The organism is Asaia astilbis JCM 15831, from assembly GCF_000613845.1.
Classification (GTDB): Bacteria; Pseudomonadota; Alphaproteobacteria; order Acetobacterales; family Acetobacteraceae; genus Asaia; species Asaia astilbis.
Genome location: NZ_BAJT01000008.1, coordinates 66,500 through 91,132, shown reverse-complemented (window position 1 = coordinate 91,132; position 24,633 = coordinate 66,500). Strand labels below are relative to the sequence as shown.

Annotated in this window: 22 protein-coding genes and 3 pseudogenes; 11 read left to right on the top strand and 14 right to left on the bottom strand. The window is 60.2% G+C overall.

The genetic code is table 11. The features are described 5' to 3' along the window. Positions 1-9 precede the first annotated feature (9 nt). From JCM15831_RS07500 to JCM15831_RS21445, 3 genes are read left to right on the top strand one after another with little or no spacing between them, the layout of a single operon-like run. Positions 10-249 carry a FeoA family protein gene (locus tag JCM15831_RS07500; RefSeq protein WP_025823819.1) on the top strand — a complete coding sequence of 80 codons (240 nt, stop codon included), beginning with the start codon at positions 10-12 and terminating at the stop codon, positions 247-249. 6 nt (positions 250-255) lie between these two features. Then, a complete protein-coding gene (gene feoB / locus JCM15831_RS07495) occupies positions 256-2,124 on the top strand; it encodes a ferrous iron transporter B (RefSeq protein ID WP_025823818.1) in 1,869 nt (622 codons plus the stop codon). Beyond that, a complete protein-coding gene (locus tag JCM15831_RS21445; protein ID WP_025823817.1) occupies positions 2,124-2,309 on the top strand; it encodes a hypothetical protein in 186 nt (61 codons plus the stop codon). The genes feoB and JCM15831_RS21445 overlap by 1 nt, the downstream gene beginning before the upstream one ends. Positions 2,310-2,360: 51 nt before the next feature. On the opposite strand, the gene JCM15831_RS07485 is transcribed toward JCM15831_RS21445, so the two are convergent. From JCM15831_RS07485 to xdhA, 4 genes are all read right to left on the bottom strand, one after another. Beyond that, positions 2,361-3,038: an HAD family hydrolase gene (locus JCM15831_RS07485; protein WP_025823816.1), complete on the bottom strand. Its 678-nt coding sequence runs from the start codon at positions 3,036-3,038 to the stop codon at positions 2,361-2,363. 67 nt (positions 3,039-3,105) lie between these two features. Continuing rightward, positions 3,106-3,801, bottom strand: a complete 696-nt coding sequence (gene xdhC, locus JCM15831_RS17395) for a xanthine dehydrogenase accessory protein XdhC (RefSeq protein WP_198024268.1) — start codon at positions 3,799-3,801, stop codon at positions 3,106-3,108. A gap of 103 nt (positions 3,802-3,904) precedes the next feature. Beyond that, positions 3,905-6,199, bottom strand: a complete 2,295-nt coding sequence (gene xdhB / locus JCM15831_RS07475) for a xanthine dehydrogenase molybdopterin binding subunit (protein ID WP_156938791.1) — start codon at positions 6,197-6,199, stop codon at positions 3,905-3,907. A 64-nt stretch (positions 6,200-6,263) separates the two neighbouring features. Further along, the gene (gene xdhA, locus JCM15831_RS07470; RefSeq protein ID WP_025823814.1) at positions 6,264-7,721 is read right to left on the bottom strand and encodes a xanthine dehydrogenase small subunit; all 1,458 of its coding nucleotides are present in this window, start codon (positions 7,719-7,721) and stop codon (positions 6,264-6,266) included. Between the two features lie 189 nt (positions 7,722-7,910). Here xdhA and JCM15831_RS07465 point away from each other — a divergent pair, with 189 nt between their 5' ends. The 3 genes and pseudogenes from JCM15831_RS07465 to JCM15831_RS17390 all read left to right on the top strand — a co-directional run bounded on the left by JCM15831_RS07465 (position 7,911) and on the right by JCM15831_RS17390 (position 11,069). Beyond that, positions 7,911-8,189: an HU family DNA-binding protein gene (locus JCM15831_RS07465; RefSeq protein ID WP_025823813.1), complete on the top strand. Its 279-nt coding sequence runs from the start codon at positions 7,911-7,913 to the stop codon at positions 8,187-8,189. Between the two features lie 215 nt (positions 8,190-8,404). Continuing rightward, positions 8,405-9,952, top strand: a complete 1,548-nt coding sequence (locus JCM15831_RS07460; RefSeq protein WP_025823812.1) for an adenosine deaminase family protein — start codon at positions 8,405-8,407, stop codon at positions 9,950-9,952. 67 nt (positions 9,953-10,019) lie between these two features. Next, positions 10,020-11,069: pseudogene (locus JCM15831_RS17390) on the top strand (purine nucleoside permease). 64 nt (positions 11,070-11,133) lie between these two features. Here JCM15831_RS17390 and JCM15831_RS07450 read toward each other — a convergent pair. After that, on the bottom strand, positions 11,134-11,940 hold the full coding sequence (locus tag JCM15831_RS07450; RefSeq protein ID WP_025823811.1) for an AraC family transcriptional regulator: 807 nt from the start codon (positions 11,938-11,940) through the stop codon (positions 11,134-11,136). Positions 11,941-12,029: 89 nt separating this feature from the next. Here JCM15831_RS07450 and JCM15831_RS07445 point away from each other — a divergent pair, with 89 nt between their 5' ends. After that, on the top strand, positions 12,030-12,791 hold the full coding sequence (locus JCM15831_RS07445) for a class I SAM-dependent methyltransferase (protein WP_025823810.1): 762 nt from the start codon (positions 12,030-12,032) through the stop codon (positions 12,789-12,791). A 43-nt stretch (positions 12,792-12,834) separates the two neighbouring features. On the opposite strand, the gene JCM15831_RS17385 is transcribed toward JCM15831_RS07445, so the two are convergent. The 5 genes and pseudogenes from JCM15831_RS17385 to JCM15831_RS07425 form a co-directional block, all read right to left on the bottom strand. Next, positions 12,835-13,296 (bottom strand): GAF domain-containing protein, encoded by a 462-nt coding sequence (locus tag JCM15831_RS17385; RefSeq protein ID WP_035774038.1) that lies wholly within the window; start codon positions 13,294-13,296, stop codon positions 12,835-12,837. A 12-nt stretch (positions 13,297-13,308) separates the two neighbouring features. Further along, positions 13,309-14,078: pseudogene (locus JCM15831_RS17380) on the bottom strand (sulfite exporter TauE/SafE family protein). A gap of 9 nt (positions 14,079-14,087) precedes the next feature. After that, positions 14,088-15,500, bottom strand: coding sequence for an FAD-dependent oxidoreductase (locus JCM15831_RS17375; RefSeq protein WP_456303430.1), 1,413 nt, complete (start codon positions 15,498-15,500; stop codon positions 14,088-14,090). Next, positions 15,472-15,687: a hypothetical protein gene (locus tag JCM15831_RS24175; protein WP_035774037.1), complete on the bottom strand. Its 216-nt coding sequence runs from the start codon at positions 15,685-15,687 to the stop codon at positions 15,472-15,474. The genes JCM15831_RS17375 and JCM15831_RS24175 overlap by 29 nt, the downstream gene beginning before the upstream one ends. A gap of 52 nt (positions 15,688-15,739) precedes the next feature. Beyond that, on the bottom strand, positions 15,740-16,666 hold the full coding sequence (locus JCM15831_RS07425) for an MBL fold metallo-hydrolase (RefSeq protein WP_025823809.1): 927 nt from the start codon (positions 16,664-16,666) through the stop codon (positions 15,740-15,742). A 129-nt stretch (positions 16,667-16,795) separates the two neighbouring features. Here JCM15831_RS07425 and JCM15831_RS07420 point away from each other — a divergent pair, with 129 nt between their 5' ends. From JCM15831_RS07420 to JCM15831_RS07410, 3 genes are all read left to right on the top strand, one after another. After that, complete coding sequence (locus tag JCM15831_RS07420; protein ID WP_025823808.1) at positions 16,796-17,410, top strand: peroxiredoxin; 615 nt, start codon at positions 16,796-16,798, stop codon at positions 17,408-17,410. Continuing rightward, positions 17,407-17,772, top strand: a complete 366-nt coding sequence (locus JCM15831_RS07415; RefSeq protein WP_025823807.1) for an ArsR/SmtB family transcription factor — start codon at positions 17,407-17,409, stop codon at positions 17,770-17,772. Before JCM15831_RS07420 ends, JCM15831_RS07415 begins: the two co-directional genes overlap by 4 nt. A 160-nt stretch (positions 17,773-17,932) precedes the next feature. Next, positions 17,933-18,727, top strand: a complete 795-nt coding sequence (locus tag JCM15831_RS07410) for an acid phosphatase (protein ID WP_232228045.1) — start codon at positions 17,933-17,935, stop codon at positions 18,725-18,727. A 70-nt stretch (positions 18,728-18,797) separates the two neighbouring features. Here the strand turns inward: JCM15831_RS07410 and cysC are convergent. The 4 genes and pseudogenes from cysC to cysG form a co-directional block, all read right to left on the bottom strand. Then, positions 18,798-20,675, bottom strand: a pseudogene (gene cysC, locus JCM15831_RS17365) (adenylyl-sulfate kinase). A 3-nt stretch (positions 20,676-20,678) separates the two neighbouring features. Then, positions 20,679-21,473 carry a sulfate adenylyltransferase subunit CysD gene (gene cysD, locus JCM15831_RS07400; protein WP_025823805.1) on the bottom strand — a complete coding sequence of 265 codons (795 nt, stop codon included), beginning with the start codon at positions 21,471-21,473 and terminating at the stop codon, positions 20,679-20,681. Positions 21,474-21,523: 50 nt separating this feature from the next. Continuing rightward, on the bottom strand, positions 21,524-22,207 hold the full coding sequence (locus tag JCM15831_RS07395) for a phosphoadenylyl-sulfate reductase (RefSeq protein WP_025823804.1): 684 nt from the start codon (positions 22,205-22,207) through the stop codon (positions 21,524-21,526). 100 nt (positions 22,208-22,307) lie between these two features. Continuing rightward, positions 22,308-23,669: a siroheme synthase CysG gene (gene cysG / locus JCM15831_RS07390; protein ID WP_025823803.1), complete on the bottom strand. Its 1,362-nt coding sequence runs from the start codon at positions 23,667-23,669 to the stop codon at positions 22,308-22,310. A 169-nt stretch (positions 23,670-23,838) separates the two neighbouring features. Between cysG and JCM15831_RS07385 the strand changes: the two genes are divergently transcribed. Further along, positions 23,839-24,606 carry an SDR family NAD(P)-dependent oxidoreductase gene (locus JCM15831_RS07385; protein ID WP_025823802.1) on the top strand — a complete coding sequence of 256 codons (768 nt, stop codon included), beginning with the start codon at positions 23,839-23,841 and terminating at the stop codon, positions 24,604-24,606. Positions 24,607-24,633 lie beyond the last annotated feature (27 nt).

Here is a 24,633-nt window from a genome sequence, read left to right as displayed (position 1 = left end):
GTTTTACCAATGACACTCGACACCCTTCCCAAGGGGGCTCACGCGGTGATCAGTCAGGTCATCGCACGCATGACAGACGATCCGATCGCCGTGCGCCTCGGAGAACTCGGCTTCATCCCGGGCGCCCAGGTTCAGATTGTCGCGACAGGTCCGGTCGGACACGATCCGATTGCCGTGCGTCTTGGCTCTACCTGCTTCGCCCTGCGCCGCGGCGAAGCCTCGCGCATTGCGCTTCAAAACGAACTCTGATTTCTGATGGATGCCGTAACTATGCCGGAAACGGCCAACCGGCCGTTAAGGGCTGCCCTCGTCGGCAATCCCAATTGTGGCAAGACCTCCCTTTTCAACCAGCTCACGGGAAGCCGCCAGAAGGTTGCAAATTACGCAGGCGTCACGGTCGAACGTAAGGAAGGAAGCCTGACGACCCCGCAGGGACGCAGCGTCAGACTGCTCGATCTTCCCGGCGCCTATAGTCTGGGAGCGACCAGCCCCGACGAAGATGTGACGCGCGATGTCTGCATGGGACGCCATGCTGTCGAAAAACAACCAGACCTCATGATCTGTGTGGTGTCGGCCAGTAACCTGCGTCTTCATCTGCGCTTTATGCTCGAACTGGTTCAGCTCGGTCGGCCGATGCTCATCGTTCTGAACATGATGGACGAGGCAGGCCACCTTGGGCTCACAATCGACGTCCCGGGTCTTGCCTCCGCAATCGGTGTCCCGATCATTCCGACGATCAGCCTTCGAAAGAGCGGTGTTACCAATCTGCTGGAGGCTCTGGATAAACCCGAATTTGCAGTTCCTTCGGCCTTGCCCGACGGCGCCAACCTGCACGCACAGGCGGGCGCGCTCATCGCGCGCTTTACCAATGAAGGAGCCCTGAAGGGCGATCGGCTGGCCGACAGACTCGATCGCTGGTTTCTGCATCCGGTCTGGGGGCCGATCATCCTACTGGTCGTGCTCTTCTTCATGTTCCAGACGGTCTTCGCCTGGGCTCAGCCGTTGATGAGCGCCCTGGAAACGGGAGTTGCGGCTCTCGGGCAGGCGCTTGTCTCACCGCTACCTGAAGGGACGCTCCGTAGCCTCCTGACAGACGGCGTCATCGCGGGTGCCGGGACAGTCATCGTTTTCCTGCCCCAGATTCTCATCCTGTTTCTCTGGATTCTGACGCTCGAAGAAACAGGGTATCTGCCGCGGGCGGCCTTTCTTCTGGACAGAATCATGGCTCTGGCCGGGCTGAGCGGACGGTCGTTCATCCCCCTGCTCTCAAGCTTTGCCTGCGCCATTCCCGGCTTGATGGCCACACGTACAATCCAGAATCCGCGGGACAGACTGGTCACGATCCTGATCACCCCGCTCATGACATGCTCGGCGCGGCTGCCCGTCTACACCCTGCTGATCGCAGCGTTTGTGCCCCGTCGTACCGTCTTCGGGTTTCTGGGCCTTCAGGGGCTGGTCCTGTTCGGGTTCTACCTTGTCGCCATTGTAAGTGGCATCCTCGCTGCCCGTCTCATGACGCGCGGTGTGGCATCCAACGAGCACCCCCTGCTCCTCGAATTGCCGCCCTATCGCCGGCCGAATCTGAAAAGCATTGGGCTGGGCCTGTGGCAGCGCGCGGTCATGTTTCTCTCACGCGTGGGCACCATCATCGTCTCCCTGAACGTGCTGCTCTGGGCACTTTCGAGCTTCCCTGCTCCGCCTCCGGGCGCAGCCGGAGCGCCGATCGACTACAGCCTCGCGGGCCGGATCGGTCATTGGATGCTGCCGATCTTTGCACCGATCGGCTTCAACTGGCAGATCTGCGTGTCTCTCATTCCGGGATTGGCCGCCCGCGAGGTCGCAGTCAGTTCGCTGGCCACCGTCTACGCGTTGAGTGCGACGGACGACAATGCCGCAAGCCAGCTCATGCCCCTGCTCAGCGCGCATTGGAGCATGGCAACAGCTTTCGCCCTGCTCGCCTGGTATGTTTACGCACCGCAATGCATCTCGACCCTTGCCGTGATGCGTCGCGAGACCGGATCGATCAAGGTGGTTTTAGGCGCCGCTGCCTATCTCTTCGGGCTTGCCTATATAGCTGCGCTCCTTACCTATCACGTCACTCGCGCCCTGACCGGAGCTCCCTGATGATTCAAAGCCTGATCGTTCTCGCCCTTGTTGCCGTGGCCCTGCTGTTCTGGCTCAACAGGCTCTTCCCCGCTCACGCTACGCGTCTCAAACGACAGCTCGGCATCACGAAGAAGACGGCCCAGATCGATGCCAAAAAAGGCTGCGGCAGCTGTTCCGGCTGCAAGGGTGGCGACTGCCACTGATCCGATCATCCGGATCGACGGAGCAGGTTGGCCCCGCCCCACCTGGCGCTGTCAGGTGCTTTCTGCTGAGCGCTCGATAAAGTCGCGTACCTGATGCAGATTTTCCATGATCGCATGGGCCTTGCCGATAATCTCGTCATTGGGCTCCATTAGATCCGGCACGACGAGCACTCTGATACCGGCAGCATGGGCTGCGCGAGCGCCGTTATGGGAATCCTCGACCGCAAGGCACGACTTCGGATCGACACCGATAGCCTGAGCAGCCCGTAGATACGGCTCTGGGTCCGGCTTCCCACGTGTGACATCATCCCGCGTAACGATCGCATCGAACCTCTCGAAAATGCCAACATGACGCAAATGAGCATCCGCACGGGCACGGCTTGAAGAAGTCGCGATTGCACGCGGCAGCTTCTTTGAGTCGAGATAATTCAGAAGCGGCACAACCCCTTCCTTCATGACCAGAGCACCGGCTTCGACAAGGTCGTGCAGGCGCTTGTCCTGAGCCTGAAAAAGACGCTTGAGATCGATGTCGGACCCGTATGTCTCAATCACCAGACGGGCACACGCGTCGCCGGGAAGCCCGATCATCTGTCTTGCGAACTCGAGGGGCATATCGTGCCCCAGATCCTTGGCTCCCATCACGAAGGCGTCGAGCGACAGCGTCTCGCTATCGAGCAGCACGCCATCCATATCGAAAAGAATACCCCGTATCGGTTCTGATCCGCTCATTGCCTGCCTCCTTGTGCGACCGGAAACCGAAAAAAATTCGTTGTCCCAGTCGCGTCATTTAAATGCCCTAGCCAGGACGTTGAACCAATCGTGCCGCGAGCTCTGCCGCCACAAAGGCAGCGATGATCTCAGGTCGTTTATCCCCCAGCCCGTCCGCGCCAATCGGACAAACGAGACGGTCGATCTGCGCCTGAGCGAGACCTACCGCCCTGAACCCAGCTTCAAAGCGACGCCTTTTGCTCTGTGAGCCAATCAGCCCGACATAAGCCAGATCATCGCGCTCAAGAGCTGCAGCCACGATGAGCGCATCGAGCGTGTGGCTCGGCGTCATGACCAGAACACCGTCCCCTGACTTCAATCGGACGATCTCGTCTTCCCAATCATTCGTGACGCACAAGATCACCCCTTCAGGGACCAAGCCAAATTCATCGTCCCGCGGATCGACCCAACGCACCGCAAGGGGCAACAGGTTTGCCGCACGGACGACAGCCCGACCGACATGACCGGCACCGAAAACAGTCAGACCCGGCCAAGCATATCGCGCTTGGCTGAGCAGACGGGTTTCATGGTCCAGATCGTCAACCCGCTCGTAGCGCACAATAACCGCCCCGCCGCAGCACTGATTGATCTGCGGCCCGAGGACGAAACGGCTCTCTTCGCATCCGGTTTCGCCCCTCAAAATCTGCCGTGCGCGATCGAGACAGTCCCATTCGAGCTGTCCCCCACCGATGGTGCCTGTCTGCGCCGCTTCGGTAACGAGCATGAAGGCGCCGCTTCGCGCGGGGTCGATCCTCTGGTTTCAGCCACGATGACACGCAGCACGGGCCTGGCCTGGCGTTGCCAGACGCGAAGTAGCTCCAGATCGATCAGATCGGGCCTCCATGACCGCTTTTTGCCTGGAGAGCCATGATCGTCCTCAGCAGCGTCTCGGGCGTCGCAGGCGCATCGAGCCTCGGACAGGATCGATAGTCATCAAGACTCGCAATCGCGTCTGAAAGGGCATGCAGCACAGCCACGCCGTGAACGAGAGGCGGCTCGCCCACGGCCTTGGAGCGGTAGATGGTCGCTTCACGGTTCGGAGCGTTCTTCAGCAGCTCCACGTTGAAGATCCGCGGCCGGTCGGAGCAGGCCGGGATCTTGTAGGTGCTGGGGGCATGGGTACGCAGTCGCCCCTGCCCGTCCCAGACCAGCTCTTCAGTTGTCAGCCATCCGGCGCCCTGAACGAAAGCGCCTTCGATCTGACCGATATCGATCTCAGGATTGAGCGACTCTCCCGCATCGTGAAGGATATCGACGCGATCGATCGTGTTCTCCCCCGTCAGCAGATCGAGCGTTATCTCCGCACAGGCCGCACCATAGGCGAAATAGTAAAAGGGACGACCGCGCCCTGTCGTCGCATCCCAGGAGATCTTGGGCGTTTTGTAAAAGCCACTGGCCGAGAGAGAAATCCGCGCGAAATAGACCTGCCAGACCAGATCACGGAACGCCACGCGCTCCTCTCCGATAAGCACGCCTTGCGGACCGAACACGATCTGATCTTCGGGCACCTGCCATTTCTCTGAGGCAAAAGCGATCATACGATTCTTGATCTGGGTCACGGCATCGAGAACGGCCATGCCGTTGAGATCGGCGCCTGAAGAAGCCGCCGTTGCGGAGGTGTTGGGCACCTTTCCCGTCGTCGTTGCGGTGATCCGCACCTTATCGGCGGGAAGGGCAAACTCACGCATCACGATCTGCACCATTTTCGTGTGCAGACCCTGCCCCATCTCGGTCCCGCCGTGATTCACCTGCACCGAGCCATCGGTATAGACATGAACGAGAGCACCAGCCTGATTGTAATGGGTCGCCGTAAAAGAGATGCCGAATTTGACGGGAACAAGCGCGATGCCCTTGCGTAGGGTGCGGCTCGTCGCATTGAACGCGCGCAACGTCTCCCGCCTCTCGCGATAGGCGCATTGGTCGGCAAGCTGGGTCATGATCAACTCGCTGATCGAGTCTTCAACCACCATGTGATACGGCGTGACGTCGCGCTCGCCCGTGCCATAGACGTTCCGCAGCCGCACATCGAGCGGATCCAGCCCCGTGGCAAAGGCAATTTCCTCGATCACGCGTTCTGCTGCGACAATGCCCTGCGGGCCCCCAAAGCCTCGAAACGCGGTATTGGATTGCGTATTGGTTTTCAGCGCCAGAGACCGAAACCGCACATCAGGATAGAAATAGGCATTATCGGCGTGAAACAGCGCGCGATCGGTCACCGGGCCGGACAGATCGGCCGACCAGCCGCAGCGCGCAGCAAGCTCCATATCCACCGCAAGAATATCGCCCTGATCGGTAAATCCTACCTCGTACTCGACCTTGAAATCGTGACGCTTGCCCGTGATGACCATGTCGTCATCACGATCGAGGCGCATCTTGGCGGCCTGTCCCGTGATGTCAGCCGCGAGCGCGGCAAGGCAGGCGCAACCATTGGCCTGTGATTCCTTGCCACCGAAGCCGCCTCCCATACGCCTGATTTCGGTTGTCACAAGGTGATGCGGACGACCCAGCACACTCGCCACGAGATGCTGGGTTTCCGACGGATGCTGGGTCGACGACCAGACCCGCATTTCGCCCGCCTCGCCCGGTTGAGCCAGCGCCACCTGTCCTTCGAGATAGAAATGCTCCTGACCGCCGATCGTCAGACTGCCTCTGATCGTTCTCGGAGCCTCTCTCAGGGCAGGCTCGACGGCGCCGCGCTCCATGATGAGCGGTCGCCAGACCACAGCGCTTCCATTGGCTTTTGCTGACTGAATATCGAGAATGGCAGGGCGCTCTTCATAAACGATCCGCGCCAGTTTGACCGCCCTTCTGGCAATCGCACGTTCGGTCGCCACAATGGCAAAGATCGGCTGGCCGACATGCTGCACCAGATCCACCGCCAGAAGGGGTTCATCATTGGCGTGGACCGGACTTGTCTGATTCTCGCCGGGAATATCGGTTGCAGTCAGAACACGCACGACACCCGGCACGGCACGAATAGCGGAGAGATCGACCGAAACGAGACGGGCATGAGCCTTCTCGCTCAATCCCGGCACGACATGCAACAGCCCCTTGGGCTCTGGCAGGTCGTCAATGTAGAGCGCCCGACCGGTGACATGTAGCAACGCGCTTTCATGCTTCATGTCACGTGACCTGTCAGGGGCTGCAGCCGCATCACGGTCACACACTTGAACAGGCTTGACCGGCTCAGACATGGACAAGCCCTCCTGCCTTTTCGAGGCGAGACGTTTCTCCACGACTCTCCTCAAAAAAACGTGTCAGGAGATTGGCTGCAACGGTTTGGCGATACCAGGCACTCGCTCGCATATCGCTCAATGGCGAGAAATCATCGGCGAGAGCCAGACGCGCCCGGTCGAGCGACGCGGCATCCCAGCGTGACCCGACAAGCGCCGCTTCTGCGCGCGACGCCCGACAAGGCGTGGCGGCCATGCCCCCGAAGGCAAGACGCGCCTCCAGAACGCTCCCTGTCTCGTCGAGACGCACCGCAAAAGCCCCGAGAACAGCGGAGATATCCTGATCGAAACGCTTCGATATCTTGTAACTACGATAGAAGGTTCCCTCGGCCAGCGGCGGTATCGTGACCCCTTCGACAAACTCCCCGTCGCGCCGGTCCTGTTCGCCGTAAGCCAGAAAATAAGCCTCGAGCGGCAAAGTGCGTTTCTGGTCGCCGCTTCTCAGATGCAACAAAGCTCCCGCAGCAATCAGGGCCGGGGGGCCGTCGCCGATGGGCGACCCATTGGCGATGTTGCCGCAAAGCGTTGCGCTGTTGCGGATCGGCGTTGACCCGATGCGTCCGATCAACCTCCCGAAATCCGGAAGCCAGCCTGAAAGAGCTTCGCTTGCCGCGTCATAAGTGACACCTGCGCCGATAGACAGTCCGTCAGCGCTCCGTTCGATAAGCATGAGATCCGGGCATTGTCCGATGAAAGCCACGCGTGGCAAGGGACGCATGGCTTTGGTCACCCAAAGGCCGACATCGGTTGCTCCGGCCACGATCAGCGTCTCGGGATGAGCCTGAAGATACTGCGCCAGTGCTTCGGTGCTGGAGGGCAGAAAGACAGCGCCGCGCGTCGTCTCAAACTGAACATCCTGACCGTCCTGCAAGGTCAGTAGCTTCGCCTTGAGGGCGGGAAGTGCCGTTTCAAAAGCGCTGTCCGGCGCCGCCAAAGCCTGCTTCATGGCGCGCACGATCGGCGCATACCCCGTGCAGCGACAGAGATTTCCTGACAGGGCCGTATTGATCGCGGTATCGTCATCGGAAGGCTGCTCGGCATTGCGATAGGCGACCATCGACATCACAAAACCCGGCGTACAGAACCCGCATTGGGCACCATTCAGCCCGATCATCGCCTCCTGAACCGGATGGAGCGCGTTGCCGACCGCGATATCCTCGATGGTGAACACCGCCGCTCCATCGAGCATCGGCAGGAGCTGGATGCACGCATTGACGGCTTTCACCATCGGTTTTCCGTGGCGCAGACGTACGACGATGACCGTGCAGGCACCGCAATCGCCCTCGTTACATCCCTCTTTGGTGCCTGTGCGTCCCTCATGGCGCAGCCAGTCGAGCAGGGTCTGATCGGGCGCCACCTCGGTCAGCGTGACGAGGCGTTCCCCGAGGTAGAACCGTATCGACTCACGCATAAAAACCCCCGTACTTCCCCAGAAACTGATCGAATGAGCGGGGTCAGCCCTTTCGTCCTTTCCTGAAACTCCTGTATGATTGGGAGATTCGACGGCAGAGGACAATCGGGAATATTGCATTTCCTGCCTTGTTCTCGCTTCGAACTGCGCCTAAGGCTCCACGGCCATTCCAAACGCAAGAGGATCACAATGAAGTCCACTGATCTGATCGACCGCATCGCCGCCGCTACCGGCGGCACCAAGGCCGACGCCAAGACCGCTCTCGACACCGTCTGGGCCAGCATCGTCGATGCCGCCACCAAGGGTGACGAAGTTTCCATCCCGGGCTTCGGCAAGTTTCAGGTTCGCTCCACGGCTGCACGCCAGGGCCGCAACCCGAAGACGGGCGAGACGATCGAGATCGCCGCTTCCAAGAAGCTCAGCTACTCCCCGGCCAAGAACGTCAAGGACGCTCTGACCGGCAAGTAAGCCGCTTCAGGCGCCAGATCGGGGAAGGGACAGAGTTCCCTTGCCCGTCTGACGCCCCGGATCGGGTCTGGCTGGTGCGCTCGCGCCCGGACCGACCCTTTCCTGAGATCCCCCGCGACCCTTTATCCGGTCGCCCTGTCCTCTCCTTTGAAGACAGGCATGGTCTGCCAGACTGGCAGCTCCCATAAAAAGATCAGCATTCCCCTCCGGGATGCTTGCAAATTCAGGCGCGTTTCGTCACGTTCCGCCGGATGTTGCCTCGCCTTCTCCCTGCTCTCGCGCTCGCTTTTCCGCTTTTTTCTGCTCAGGCCGAAACCCCTGAGGCCCAGTCGACAGCGCGCATCTTCGATCATCTCCGCAATGACCCTGCCCGGCTGACGCTGTTCATGCGCAACTTTCCGAAAGGCGGCGACCTCCACAACCATCTGGCTGGAGCCATCTCGGCGGAGAGCTATCTGGATTGGGCCGCTGAGGACGGATTATGCGTGTCGCTCTCGCAGGGGCGCATCCTTCCCGGCAAGTGCCGCCTTGCGACGCCCGGTGACATCCCAGCCGCCCAGTTAAAGACGCGAGACGACGCCAGAGAGGTCATGATCGATTCTCTTTCGATGCACGACTTCACGCCATCCCCTGCAGATCGCTCGGGACACGATCACTTTTTCTCGACTTTCGGTCGCTTCGCGCCTGTCCTTCCGGCCCATTCCGGCGCCATGCTGGCTCAGGCGCGCGATCAGGCTGCCGCCGATCACGTCGTTTATCTCGAGCTCATGATCTCGCCCGGTCTTGGCGCCATGGTGAAGGCAGGCGACCAGCATCCACTCCACGATCTGGATCTCGACGCCGCTCATGAGGCGCTCAAGGACGAACGGCCTCGTCTGGTGGCCGAAGCGCGTCGCAATACCGATGAGATGGAGCACGAAGCGCACGACATCCTGCAATGCGATACGCCCGCCGCCCATCCGGGCTGCGCCGTGACGGTGCGCTATCTCTTTCAGGCCATTCGCACCATGACCCCGGCTCAGGCCTTCACTCAGCTCGATACGGGTTATCAGCTTGCCCATGACGATCCGCGCTTTGTCGGGCTGAACTTTGTCGCGCCTGAGGACAATCCCGTCGCTATGGGCGATTACAGCCTTCACATGCAGATGTTTGCCAAGCTGGGTGCGCTCTACCCCGATGTGCGCCTGAGCCTGCATGCTGGCGAACTGACCCCGGCGCTCGTCCCGGCAAGCGGACTGCAAAGCCATATTCGCGATGCGGTCGAAATAGCAGGGGCTGAACGCATCGGCCATGGCGTGGATATTCTCTGGGAAAAGGACGCCCTTCGCCTCTTGAAGGAAATGGCCCAGCGCCGCATCGCCGTTGAGATCAATCTGACAAGCAACGCACAGATACTGGGTGTCAGCGGCGGCGCTCATCCTCTGAATGTCTATCGCCATGCCCATGTTCCGGTTGTGCTCTCGACCGACGATGAAGGTGTGTCACGCAGCAATCTGACGCTCGACTATCTTAAGGCCGTCTCGACCACCCCTCTCAGCTATGCCGATCTCAAATCCCTGTCGCGCAATAGCCTGACCTATGCCTTTATCCCGGGCATGAGCCTTTGGGATGGCGATCATGTCATCACGCTTTGCAAGGCGCCTCAGAGCTTTGCCTGTGCCGATTTTCTGAAGAAAAGCCAGAAGGCACGCCTTCAGCTACAGCTGGAGCAGAACTTCGCAGCGTTCGAGAACGCCATCAGTCATGAACCCCTTTTCCAGTAAAGAGCCCCTGCCCATGATGAAACGTCTTCTCGCCCTCACGGCGCTCTCTCTCTCCGGCGTTACGGTCATGGGCACCGGGCCTGTCCGCGCGGCTGAAACAGCGCCTGCGGCAGCGAAACTCCCGATCCGCGTCGTGGTGGTGACGACGTTCGAAATCGGGAAGGACACGGGCGACACGCCGGGCGAATATCAGAACTGGATCGAGAAATTCCCTCTCTCCCAGACCCTGCCCGCTCCAGGCACCGATCATGACGTGATGCATTACAATCCGGAGTTGCAGGTGCTCGCCATCGCCAGTGGCGAAGGGCCGGAACATATGGCTTCCGCCATGACAGCGCTCATGCTCGATCCGAGATTCGACCTGCGCCACAGCTATTTCGTTCTGGCAGGCATTGCCGGGATCGATCCCAATTTCGGCACGATCGGCTCAGCCGTCTGGGCACCGCACGTTATCAATGGTGGACTCTCCCATCTGGTCGACCCGCGCGAAATCCCCAAGGACTGGCCGGACGGCTTTACCCCCGTTCAGCAGCCACCCCAACGAAACGCCGCGCCCGCCTCTGCATTCGCTCTCGGGTGACATGATGTACACCCTCAACCCCGGTCTGACGCACTGGGCCTACGACCTGACAAAAACCATCTCCCTGCCCGATAGCGACGGCATGAAGAAGAGCCGTGCCCGCTACCATGGCTATGCTCCTGCCCAGAAACCGCCCTCCGTGATGATCGGCGACACTATCTCGGGTGAGACCTTCTGGGTCGGCAAGCTGATGAACCGCTGGGCAGAGCGCTGGGTGCGCTACTGGACCGATAACCAGGCGTGATGGCCACCACAGCCGAAGAAGATGTGGCTTTCTGTCAGGCACTGGCCCTTCAGGCCAAGGCCGGACGCGTCGATCCGAACCGAGCCCTCGTGCTGCGTACATCGAGCAATTTCGATATGCCCCCACCCGGCCAGAGTGCAGCTCAGCTCCTGTCTGACGAAGCCAATGAAAAGGGCTATTCGGCGTTTATTCCGTCGGTCGAAGCCGCCTATCAGGTCGGCAGCGTCGTGGTGCGCGAACTCGCAACACACTGGGATCGCTACGAGAAGTTCATTCCTGCCGCGCAAAAATGAGGGGCGTTCGGTCCTGATCCCCTTCTCTCGGCAAGGAAGAGATAGGCCTTGCCGAGACCGCATCTCACTGCGAGCGGTTTCGAAAAACGCCGGGAGAAGTGCCGAGCAATCTGGAAAACGCCTGAGCAAAGGCACTGAGCGACGCGTACCCGGTTTCGGCCGCGACATCGGTGACGCGTTGCCCACGCGCCAGCAAGGTTGCCGCGTGGAACAGACGCGCCTGAGTGATCCATTGCTGCCAGCTCATACCGGTTTCCCTGCCGAAATGGCGGCGGAAACTCCGCTCTGACATCCCCGCCTCTTTCAGGGTGCCACCAAGAGAGGCGCGTCCCGGATCCATCAACGCCGCATCCATCGCTCTAACCAGCGCGGGATGCGTCGCTCGAGGCAGGATGAAATCACTGCTTCCCTCCCCTTGAATCGCGTCCTGACAGAGCAGGGTCAGGGTCTGAAAGAAACTCTGCGCCAGAGGGCCGGGGTGCTGCGCTCCGTCCGGCCAGCGCAGCGCATGAAACATCATCTCCTCCATGACGGCGGAGACGGGAAACGCCCGAATGGATGGGCTGCATGACGCCATCGTGGCAGGTTCGAGAAAAAGTGACAGTCCTTCGAGATCGCGGATCATCGTGCGATGACGTGTTCGCGCTGGAATCCACAAGGCATGACCCGCCGGCAGAAGATAACGTCCATCCGGTCCTTCCACCTGTGTTGTCCCTTTTCGAGCGAAGAGAATCTGGTGATACGGATGATCGTGCCAGGCGTAGAGAAGCGCTTCGGTGGACTCGGTGATGGCGACATTGGCAGAGAGCGGATCATTGATCCCGCTTTGGGTGAGAACCGCCTGGGTCTCCTCGACTGTCAGGATCTTCATCTGGCCGGTTTCCGTCTATTTCTGGCCGCATCCCGTCAGACGGCCACAAACGTCTTTCTTATCCTGCCCAGATCGAGAAAGGAAAGACGATGCCATCCAGCCACGACACAACGATCATCAAGCAGTTCACACAATGGGCCGAGAATTTTGCTCACCTCCCGATCCATGCAGAAGAACAAAGCATGGCACAGACGGTCTCGGCCTGTGACGTGACTCGGGGAACCCGCGTGCTCGATGTCGCCTGCGGCCCCGGCATTGTCGCCTGTGCATTGGCAAAGAAAGGTGCCGAGGTTACCGGCATCGATCTGACCCCGGCCATGATCGCTCAGGCGCAGCTTCTGGCCTCGCGTGAAGGCGTCGAGGCCAGTTTCAGATGCGGAAATGCCTGCCAGCTGCCGTTCGAGGATAGTCAATTCGATCGGGTCGTGACCCGATACAGCTTCCATCACATGAAAGAGCCGCAACGATGCCTGGCTGAAATGGCGCGTGTCTGTCGGCCTGACGGGCGCCTCGTCGTCATCGATGCCACGCCCACGCCGAAATCCCAGCAAGGATACGATGAAGCTGAGACGCTGCGTGACCCATCCCATACAAGCGCGCTGACACGAGAGCAGCTCCTGACTCTTGGATCTCAGCTCGGCCTCACCCCAGTCCTGTGCCAGAGCTATCGGCTCGAATCATGCCTGAGCGATCAGGTCGCCCCGGAAGACGAAGCAGCCCTCCACGCCCTCTTCGCCCGGGACATCGCCGAAGGTCAGAACCGTCTTGGCATGGAGGCCTGGCATGCCGACAATGGCATCCGTTTTTTCTTCCCGATCTCGATCATCGCCTGGCACAAAACGCGCGAGTGAGCGCGTCCTGCCGGGAGGCGCTCTTTTGCAGGTTGGCGCGCGGTTAGGCCTTCACGAGGAGGCCGACAACACGCGCCAGCATTTCTTCTTCTTCCGGACCGAACCGCGACGGATCCGGGCTATCGATATCGAGCACACTAAGCAACGCGCCCTCGCGGATCACCGGAAGAACAATTTCCGAAGCCGACGCAGCGTCACAGGCAATATGACCGGGAAAGCTATGCACGTCGTCGACACGCTGGATACGACGCTCTGCAGCTGCGGTGCCGCAGACACCGCGCCCCATCGCAATCCGCGTGCAGGCAACGCGCCCCTGAAACGGCCCAAGAACAAGCTGATTATCCTTGAAAAGGTAAAACCCTGCCCAGTTGATGCGAGGCAGCGCCTCGAACAGGACGGCCGCGATATTGGCCATATTGGCAATCAAATCCGTCTCGGCGCCGACGAGCCCCTCTACGGCTGAGAGAATATCGTCTTGCGTGAGTTTGGTTTCCGGGGCGCTCATGAGAGATCTCTTTCAGATTGTCTGAAAGACGATATAGCCCGCCACGACAAAAATGAGACCTGCAAAAACCAGTTTGAGCGTCGCGCCTGAACCCTGCCCCATCACCCGGCCCAGACGGGTTCCGAGCAGACAGCCAAGCACGCCTCCCATGATGAACCAGCCTGCAAGCGCCCAATCGACAAGACCGGAAAGCGCGTAGCTGACCGCCGTGGTCACACCAAACGCGGCGACAGCGACCAGAGACGTTCCCACCGCATTCAGCACCGGCATATGTGTTGCCACCATCAAAGCGGGAACAATCAGAAAGCCGCCTCCGATACCGAAAAAACCGGAGAGCCCTCCGGTGCAGAGCCCGAACAGCCCGACCTTCCAGACATTCTCCCGATTACAGGCGGCGCCGGGTATGCCCTCATCATGCCGCCCCCGGATCATGCAATGCCAACGAGCACCATGAGACAGGCGAACAGCAGCAAAAGGCGTTGCCCGTCCATGGCTTTGCCAAGCTGGGCACCGAGAGCCGCGCCAACCATCCCGGTCGGGGCAAAGAAACCGGCACAGCGCCACTTGACCGTCTGCTCCCGCGCATGGGTTACCAGCCCGGCCAACGCATTGATCGCAACGGCAAAGGCACTGGTGCCGATCGCCATATGCGGGTTGCGTACCCCGACCAGATAGATCAGCAGCGGTACGGCGAGAATGGAGCCTCCCCCACCGATCAGACCAAGAACGAGTCCGACCAGACTCCCTGAGGTCAGGGCGGGGAAAGCAGCAGCGAGAACCATCGACGTGACTCAGCCCTCGTGTTTTTTACCCGGCTTCACAAAGACTTCTCGTCCGCGCAGCATGAAGTCCCAATAAAGACGCGGCATGACCTTTTCTTTCAGGAACCAGGCCAGACGCGTGGGCTTTTTGCCGTTCAACACCCAGCCCGGCAGGGTTGGCAGAAGCTTGCCGCCATAGCCGAATTCGGCCAGCACGATCTTGCCGCGCTCGACAGTCAGCGGGCAGCCGCCATACCCGTCATAAGCGTAATCGAGCTTGCGCCCTGAAAGCTGGGCAATCAGGTTCTCGACGACGACCGGGGCCTGTTTCCGGGCCGCTGCGGCCGTCTTGGCATTGCTCGTGCCCGCCACATCACCGATCGCAAAGACATTCGCGAACTGAGTGTGCTGCAACGTGTCCGGATGAACGGAAACGAAGCCATCTTTCCCGGCAAGCGGTGACGTCTTGATCACGTCCGGCGCGGTCTGGGGCGGTACGACATGCAGCATGTCGAATTTGCGCTCGACGCGCTCCACACCGGATTCCGTCGTGCGCTCGAAAGTAGCGATCTTCTTCTCGCCATCGACCGCAACGAGGCGGGATTTCAGCGTCAGATCGATGCTGTACCCCTTGATGTAGTCCATCAGCGGCGGAACGAAATCGGCAACGCCAAAGAGGCTTGGCGTTGCGGTATCGAAGGAAGCCTGAACCCGTCCGAGCACCCCTCTGCGTCGCCATTCGTCACAGGCCAGATAGAGTGCCTTTTGCGGAGCGCCTGCACATTTGATGGGCATCGGAGGCTGGGTGAAGAGCGCCACACCCTCATTGAGCTTGCTCACCAGCTCCCAGGTATAGGGAGCCAGATCGTACCGGTAATTCGAGGTTACCCCGTTCTTGCCGAGCGTCTCGGTCAGACCCGGAATAGCGGCCCAGTCGAGCTTGAGACCGGTCGCAACGATGAGCGACTCATAGGTAATCTGACTGCCATCGCCGAGTTCAACCCGGTTTTGTTCGGGGTGAAAAGCCGTGACCGCCTGACGGATCCAGCTTGCGCGCGACGGAATGAGACCGACTTCGGAGCGGCGCGTGCTCTTGGCGTCAAAGACACCGCCGCCGACGAGGGTCCATCCTGGCTGATAATAATGCTCTGTCGAGGGTTCGATGACAGCCACATGCAGCTCAGGCCGACGACGCAACAGGCTGGCAGCGCAAGCAAGACCACCTGCACCTCCGCCAACCACAACAACATCGAAACGCTGACTTTTGGGAGCCTCCTCTTCCTTCTGGGACGAAGCGAGCTCGAACAGATCCGATGCCCGGCGGCCGGAGCGGCAATAGGCCAGAACCTTGCCTGTCCCGTCAGGCCCCGTCATTTCGTTCAGGGTGCGGCGCATGACCGAAACGCTATGCGCGTCAGGGGTCGCTCCCATCCGCACCGGGATATAGGCAAACGCCAGACCGCATTTCTCTGCCGCAACGCCGAGATCGGCAACGCTGGCTGATCTTTCTCCTCGCCATCCGGCCGGTGGAGATGATGCCGGTAATGCCCTGCTCCTTGAGTGCAGGCAGATCCTCCACCCGGATCTGGGGCGATACGGCGAAATGCGCCGTCAGAAAACGAAGGGACATGGGCGGTACCTTTCTCTTGTCAGTCTGTCGTGAGGGCCAGAATGGTCAGGGCCTAGAGCGTGTCGAGCGGTATCTTGATGTAGCGCGTCCCATTCTCCTCGGGTTCCGGCAGGCGGCCGCCGCGCATATTGATCTGGACCGAGGGCATGATGAGATTGGGCAAGGATAAAGTCGCATCACGTTTCGTGCGCATCGCCACGAAATCATCCTCGCTGATCCCGTCATGAACATGAAGATTGCTGTCTCTCTGGGCACCGATCGTGGTCTCCCAGGCGTAATGATCGCGGCCCGGCGCCTTGTAATCGTGACACAGAAACAGACGTGTCTCGCGTGGCAGGGAGAGCAGACGCTTGATCGAGCGATGAAGCTGCCGCGCATCCCCGCCGGGGAAATCGGCTCGGGCAGTCCCGAAATCGGGCATGAAAAGTGTATCGCCGATGAAGGCCGCATCGCCGATCACAAAGGCCATATCCGCCGGAGTGTGGCCGGGAACATGCAGGGCGATTGCCTCGATTTCACCAATTCTGAAACTGTCTCCATCCTTGAAGAGGTGATCGAATTGAGAGCCGTCCCGTGCGAAACGCGTTCCGGCATTGAAGATCTTGCCGAACACCTCCTGAACGCGAACAATCTCCGCACCGATTGCCAGCTTCCCACCGAGCTGCTCCTGCAGCCAGGGTGCTGCGGAGAGATGATCCGCATGAGCATGGGTTTCGAGCTGCCAGACAATTGTCAGGTTTTCATTTTTTATGAAATCGAGAATGGCCTGCGCGCTGTCTGATGAGGTGCGCCCCGATGCTGCGTCATAATTGAGCACGCTATCGATCACCGCCGCCTCCCGGCTGACAGGATCATAGACGACATGAGACGCCGTATAAGTGGGCTCGTCGAAGAAGCTCTCGATCACGGGCCTGGGTGATGTCCCCCCTTGGGCCGCGCGTATCTGCTGTGTGGCGTGTGCGATCTGGGCGTCAACCATTGTTCCGCTCCTCGTCATTACATATATCTTGTAATTGATGTTTCTTCGTTTTTGTAATCGTGCTAGAAGCCGCGGTCAAGCAACACTTTCTTAAAGAGAGGTCATCCCGTGCAGGAAACGACGCCCGTCATGCCCCCGCGCCTTGGCTCGAAGGCACCGAATTTTCAGGCCCGCACAACGCTGGGAATGACCAGGCTCAGCGACTTCCTTGGCCGCTGGGTCGTTCTCTTCTCCCACCCTGCCGATTTCACGCCCGTCTGCACAAGCGAGTTCATTGCCTTCGCGCACGCGCAGGAAACCTTCGAGGCGCTCAACTGCCAGCTTCTTGGTCTGTCCGTCGACAGCCTGCCGTCACACCTGGCGTGGCTGGACGCGATCAGACGCGATCTGGGAACGAGCATTCGATTTCCGGTAATCGAAGATCCTTCCATGGCGATCGCACAGGCCTATGGCATGCTCGATCAAACGGCAGCGAACAGCAGCACCGTCCGAGCCTGCTTCATCATCGATCCCGAGGGGCTCATCCAGTGCATTCTGAATTACCCTCTTTCGATCGGGCGCTCGGTGAACGAGATCCTTCGCACGGTCAAAGCACTGCAACATTCGGTGAAAAGCAACAGGCTCATCCCTGAGGGCTGGCAAGCTGGAGCACCGAGTTTCGAGCCCTCCGCCCTTACCTCCGATGACGTCGCCGAGCAGGATTCACCGCTTTGGTTTTATCGTCTGAAGGAGGACAAAGCTTGAAATCCGAGATGCGTGCGAGCCTTGCCCCCCTGCTGGAGCGGTTGCGCCTCTATAATCAACCGCAACGCCTGATGATTCTTTCCTGCCTTTGCGTGAAGCCCTGCTCTGTCTCGGAGATCGAGCACGCGACGCAGATCGGGCAACCGGCCCTATCTCAACAGCTCGGGGAATTGAGGCGCGCCGGCATGATTGCCTCGACCCGCGAAGCCCGTGAAGTCACCTATGGCTTTGCAACGCTGCAGGAAAAGCGCAGGGCAGAAAAAATCCTCTCTCTTCAAGCCCAAGAGAACGAGATGGCGCGAGAGCCCGAATTCTCATCAAGTCATGTCGGTGCCCAGTTCGCATCCATCCTTCTCGACTAGAACCCGCGCCTCATATCCATTGGGACCCGATGCATGACGGATGACACTGCGAGACGGAGACCCGCGATCCTGATCGACGCAGAACTATAGATGACGGGCCCGCGCTGTTATGGAATTCTCCCCGCTTCCCGCCGCCCCCCCCTCACGAAGGAATGTCTCCGTGCAGCTCTCCCCGACCACGCTACAAGCCGCATCCTTTTCGTTCTTTCTGGCACTTGCCTCCTGTTCGGCACCCGAAAGCGGCAAGGTAGCCCCTCCGACACTGCCCGATGCCCGCCTGTCGCTTGCGGCTCCTCCGGCGCTGGGCAGTGCGGCTCAGGCTGATGACGACCGCATCTTCAAGGCGACGCGCCTGCTTGCAGGCACACCGCGCTGGGCGCTGGCGACCAGCGATGCCGATCTGCACCCGCAGGCTTTCCTGAGCCATTACTCCTGTGCCGCAGGCTTTACCCTCGATCTCGCCAAGGCGCCCCACCTCGCGCAGATCATGACACTGGCCGCAAAGGCGGAAACGGTGCGCACGTCAGAGGAGAAACACCACTGGAACCGACTGCGCCCCTTCATCGGTAATGACGCCCCGCTTTGTGTGGCACGCTCTCCCGAGCTTACGAAAAGCCCGTCCTATCCTTCGGGTCATACGATTGCGGGCTATTCGACGGCACTCGTCCTCTCCGCCCTGCTTCCGGAGAGATCGGCACAGCTTCTTCAGCGCGGACGTGTGATGGGTGAAAGCCGTATCGTGTGCGGCGTGCACTGGGCCTCTGATGTCGCTGCCGGTTATCAGGCCGCTGGCGCTTTCGCCGTCGCGATTCTGCAAGATCCGGCAATCCGGGATCTTCTGCCGGAAGCACGTGCCGAATTGCTGGCCATGCAGCAGGCGAATGTCCAACCCGATCCCAAGGTGTGTGCTGTTGAGGCGGACGCCGCGGCCCACTCCCCGTTCAGCGATTTCTGAACAAAGTCGTCTGACCTAAAAAAGGGGACGTAGGCACTCACGCGCCGCCGCCCCCTCTCCCTGACCTTTGTCAGCCAGCAACCACGCCCTGAATGAAGCGACGGAAGCCTTGCACTGTCCCGTCGACGGCACCTGTCGTTTCCAGACGAAGTGCCGGACTCTCCGGTGCTTCGTAAGGCGCGCTTATGCCGGTAAATTCCGCGATCTTGCCCGCACGGGCAGCCGCGTAAAGTCCCTTCGGATCGCGCGTTTCGCACACTTCGATCGTCGCATCCACATGAACTTCATGGAAACCCTGCCCGATGATCTGCGCCGCCAAAGCGCGATCCTCGATCAGAGGAGAGACGAGCGCTACGATAACGACCTGTCCGCTCTCAGCCAGGATGCGCGCAACATGCGCAGCGCGTCGAATATTTTCGCGACGATCCTGCGCCGAGAACCCCAAATCGCTGCACAGTCCCGCCCGCAACGTGTCGCCATCGAGCACGGTTGTACGCAGACCCTGCGCCACGAGATCGGCCTCAGCCGCACGAGCGATCGTGCTTTTTCCGGAACCGGGGAGCCCGGTCAGCCAGAAAACGGCTCCTTCATGCCCCTGAAGAGCGCGACGTTCACCCGCCGAGACCTTGCTGGCCGTCGGATGGATGGCATGAGCCCCGTCAGGCAGTTCGGCCGCGCGAGAAGCGGTGCGCCTCCGACAATGCGCTGGAAACGATCGACCAGAACGCCGCGACCGTCGCTGTAACCCGGTGAGAACGGATCGAACAGGATCGCATGAGACGTCGCCAGCGTAATTTCGGCAAAGCATCGGGCGGCACCTCGTCACCAAGCGACAGTGTCAGATCCTCGAGATTGACCACTGCGTCGATGGAGGCGACCGTCACATCGTGTTCGGCGGTCGCCAGACGCAGGGTGAAGCTTTCCCCCACGCGCAGGGGCTCACCGCGCAGCCAGAAGAGACGCGTCCGGATGCGCGCTGAGCGGACGGGCTCTCTGCCTGTCTCAATAGCAGGGAAAAGCAGATCCCCACGATCAGGCACGAGGTCTGGTTCCAGACGCAGTGCAATCGACTCGCCCGCCCCGGCAACCGGGTGCGCGGGTGCGTGCCAGCGGCAGATTTCGGCGACTGTAGCCTGCTGCCCCTGCGAACCGATCACGATACGATCGCCTTCGCGCACCACTCCACGCTCGATGCGCCCCGCGACATAGCGCACGTCATCGAAGCGATAGACATCCTCGACCGGCATCCGGAAATCGAGCGCCAGACGCGAGGCCGGAGCCGGAACAGCGGCCAGTGCTTCGACCAGTGTCGGGCCCTGATACCAGGGCGCGCGCTCGGATCGGCTGGCGATATTGTCTCCGTCGCGGGCAGAGGCCGGAACGAAAGCCTCCACGTTGATTTCGAGACGCCCAAGCAGATCGCGCACATCGATTTCGGCCTGATCGATTTTGGCCTGATCGAAGTCGAGCAGATCGGATTTGTTAAGCAGCACGATGACGTGACGGATGCCGATCAGACGCAGCAACATGGCATGACGCCGTGTCTGCTCCTGCGCGCCTTCGAGCGCGTCGACCACCAGAACGGCGGCTTCGGCATCGGCAGCGCCCGTGATCATGTTCCGCAGGAACTGGCGATGACCCGGTGCATCGACGATCACGAACTCACGGCCGCCAGATGGAACGGGATACGCGTAGAGTCGACCGTGACACCCTGATCGCGTTCGATCTGAAGGGAGTCGAGGAGGAAGCTCCACTCGACAGTCAGACCGCGTTTACGGCTGCTCTCGACAATCTGGGCCAGCTTGCCGTCCTGTAAACTATCCGTGTCGTAAAGCAGGCGGCCAATCAGGGTCGATTTGCCATGATCGACATGGCCGACAATCACGATGGGTGTCGCGGCGGCGCGCAACGAGGCGGGAAGGTCGTTGGTGGTCATGATATCGCCCATTGCTCAGAGATAACCCGCAACACGGAGACGCTCGAAAGCATCTTCGGATTCATGGTCCATGGCGCGTCCAGCGCGCTCGGAGGTCTTGCTGTTTTCCAGCTCGGCAATCACTTCGGCCAGGGTCGAGGCATTGCTGTCGATCGGGCTCGTGATGTCCTGATCGCCCAGCGAGCGATAGCGCTTGCCGTTCTTGGCGAAATACAGATCGACGAGAGGAATGTTCTCGCGCTCGATATAGCGCCAGATATCGATCTCACGCCATGAGAGCAGCGGATGCACACGGATATGCATGCCGTCTTCATAAGGCGTGGCGTACTGGTCCCAGAATTCGGGCGGCTGGTTACGCACATCCCAGCGATGGCCGGCACCACGCGGGCTGAAGACGCGCTCCTTGGCCCGGGTTGCCTGCTCATCACGACGGATACCGGCGATCACGCCACGCAGCTTGTGCTTCTCGATCAGGCTGGCAAGCCCTGCCGTCTTGCGCGCAGCCGAACGGGCTGCCGGCGGCAGAGAAGGGTCGATTTCCTCAACCGGAGGGCAGTCGCCCAGCATCAGATCGAGATTCCATTTCTTCGCGTATTCTTCGCGAAAGGCATACATCTCGGGGAATTTCTTTCCCGTATCGACATGCATGACCGGGAACGGTACGCGGCCCATGAACGCCTTGCGGGCCAACCAGACCATGACATTGCTGTCCTTGCCCAGCGACCAGAGAAGCGAAAGCGGACGAAGCTTACGATAGGCTTCGCGCAAAACGAAAATGCTCTGCGCCTCGAGCTGATCGAGATCGTCCATGGCGCGCGGTGTCGCCAGAGTGGGGGACGCCAAACTCATGTTATGCTCCGTTATCGCGCAGGCAGGTGAATGCCGCATTCGGTTTTGGTCTGTCCGGCCCAGCGTCCGGCTCTGGGGTCTTCGCCTTCGGCCACAGCACGCGTGCAGGGCGCACAGCCGATCGACTTGAAGCCGAGGCTGGTCAAAGGATGGCGCGGAAGACGGCGACGCGTCATCTCACTGTCGATCCGCTCATGGGTCCAGGAGGCGAGAGGATTGATCTTGGCGCGACCATCTTCAAGCGGCTCAAAAGCTTTCATGGCGGCACGCGTCGCGGCCTGCCCACGTTTGCGCCCCGTTATCCACGCGTCAAAATCGTTTAAAGCATCGTCCATCGGCTCGACCTTACGCAGCGCGCAGCAGGCATCCGGGTCGAAATCCGCGAGCTGATCCTGCGGATCACGATCGTGGATTGCCTTGTCGCTCGGCCCGATGGAGCGCAGTCCGGTCAGCCCCAGAAACTCAGCGAGCTCGTCGCGATAAGTCAGCGTTTCGGGAAAATGGCGTCTGGTTTCCAGGAAAAAAACCGGAAACTCCGGGTCTATCTCGGCAATCATCGCGAGGAGCAGAGCAGATTCGGCTCCAAACGACGAGACGAGCGCGAGACGGCCGTGCAGCACCTCCATCGCCCGCCCCAAAAGGCGGTCTTCAGGGGTTTGTTCGAGGATCTGGCGTTCTGTCTGGGTCAAGGCCATGACTGAATAAATCCACTATTAAAAATCGCTTATTGCGATGACATGCTCGACATAATACCTCAGACCCTACCGTGCAATGGGTGACCTACAAATCTCACGATCAAAATTGGTGGATTTCTCGTCGATGATTGACAACTTCTCCCACCAGAGTGAGTGCCGGACTGACAACGCCCCGTTCAGCCACCAGAGCGGGCAATGTGCCGAGTGTCGCGACATGCACCCGCTGATCGGCTCTCGTGCCGTGCTCGATGACCGCCGCAGGCCAGTCAGCAGGCAGACCATGGGCCTGAAGCTGGGCACAGAGATCGGCCATCGGTGACAGCCCCATATAGATGGCCAGAGTCTGACCTTTTTTGGCAAGGCTCGGCCAGTCGAGATTGAGGGTGCCGTCCGCTCGTGCGTGGCCCGTCACAAAGATGCAGCTCTGGGCACAATCGCGATGAGTCAGCGGAATACCGGACGCCGCACCGCACCCGCTTGCTGCCGTGATGCCGGGGATCACCCTCACCGTCACACCCGCATCGACGAGCGCTTCCATCTCCTCACCGCCACGCCCGAAAATAAAGGGGTCTCCTCCTTTCAGACGGAGCACGCGCTCCCCTGCCTTGGCGCGCCGGATCAGTTCTTCATTGATGTTGTCTTGTGGCAGAATGTGGTGACTGCGCTTCTTGCCGACGAATACACGCTCGGCATCCCGCCGCACCCGATCCATGATCGCGGGAGGGATCAGCTGGTCGTAGAGCACGGAATCTGCATTGGACATCAAACGTAAAGCCGCAAGCGTCAGCAGATCCGGGTCGCCGGGGCCTGCGCCGACAAGCCAGACTTCCCCCTGCCTCGGTACGGCGTTGAGCGCGTCTTCCAGACTCTTTCGAGCGGCTCCTTCCTCACCACGAAGGGCCTGCTCCGCACCACGTCCGTCGACAAAATTCTCCCAGGCGCGACGGCGGATCAACGTGTCGGGTTGCGTTTTCTTGATCCAGCTTCTCTGGGCCTGCATGAAACGGGCAAGCCGCGAGAGCCCGTCAGGAAGAAGCGCTTCGATCTGCGTTCTGAGACGCCTTGCCAGAACCGGCGCCGCACCATTGGTCGAAATCGCGATCTGTACGGGCGTGCGATCGATGATGGCAGGCGTGATGAATGTTGAGGGTTCCTGATCGTCCACAACGCAGATCGCCACACCAGCCGCTCTCGCAAGGGCTGCAATCTCGCGGTTCAAATCAAATTCATCCGTTGCGGCGAATACCAGCCGCATCTGCGGAAGAAGCGTTCTGACGGACTCGAGCTCGATCGCATCGCCCAGATGCGTGACACGCCCCGACGCGACCGCCTGCGTGATTTCGGGATCGCTGATAGCGCCCAGAACCGCAATATCGTGACACCGCCCCAAAAGCAGACGCAGCTTGTTCGCAGCCACCTGACCGCCACCGATCAGAAGGGCACGCGCATCATCGAGACGCATCGCAATGGGAGATAGGTCGCTTCATTCTTCATACTATCTGTATGACCTGCGTCCTCGTAATCGCCAAGAGAGCCCGGCCTGTAAGAAACCACACGAAAATGTCGGCTGGGCAGCCCGCTCAAGCCTGTTACGGTCCCACAAATTGAGCTGCGACGAAAAGGATGACGCAATGTCGAACCCAGCCTTGTTTTCCCTGAAGGGTCGACGCGCCCTGATCACCGGCGCGTCACGCGGCATCGGTTTCACACTTGCCCAGGGCCTTGGCGCTTTCGGAGCCGACATCATCCTCAACGGACGGCAGGCTGCGGCCCTCGAAACCGCTCAGGCCAAGCTGGAGGCCGAGGGCATCACGACGCGGACCAGCGTTTTCGACGTCACGGATCAGGATCAGGTCGAGGCGGGGATCGCAGCCATCGAGCAGGAAGGGCCGATCGATATCCTGATCAACAATGCGGGTATCCAGTTCCGGTCACCGCTCGATCAGTTTCCCCGTCACGAATGGGACCGGCTGATCTCTACCAATCTCAGTTCGGTCTTCTTCGTGGCCCAGGCCGTGTCACGCTATATGATCCCCCGCAATCGCGGCAAAATCGTCAATATCTGCTCGGTCCAGAGCGAGCTGGCCCGGCCGGGGATCGCGCCCTATGCGGCCACAAAAGGGGCGGTCAAGATGTTGACGAAAGGCATGGCCACAGACTGGGCGCGTCATGGTCTGCAAATCAACGGGCTTGCACCGGGGTATTTCGAAACCGAGATGAATGCGGCCCTCGTCGCCAATCAGGATTTCTCAACCTGGCTCTGCCAACGCACGCCCGCGGCGCGCTGGGGAAAGAGCGATGAACTCATCGGGGCTGCCGTCTTTCTGTCATCGGATGCCTCGAGCTTCGTTAACGGTCACATACTCACCGTTGATGGAGGTTTGACGGCCTCCGTCTGACATAGCGGTAAATGAGTATTTACGCAT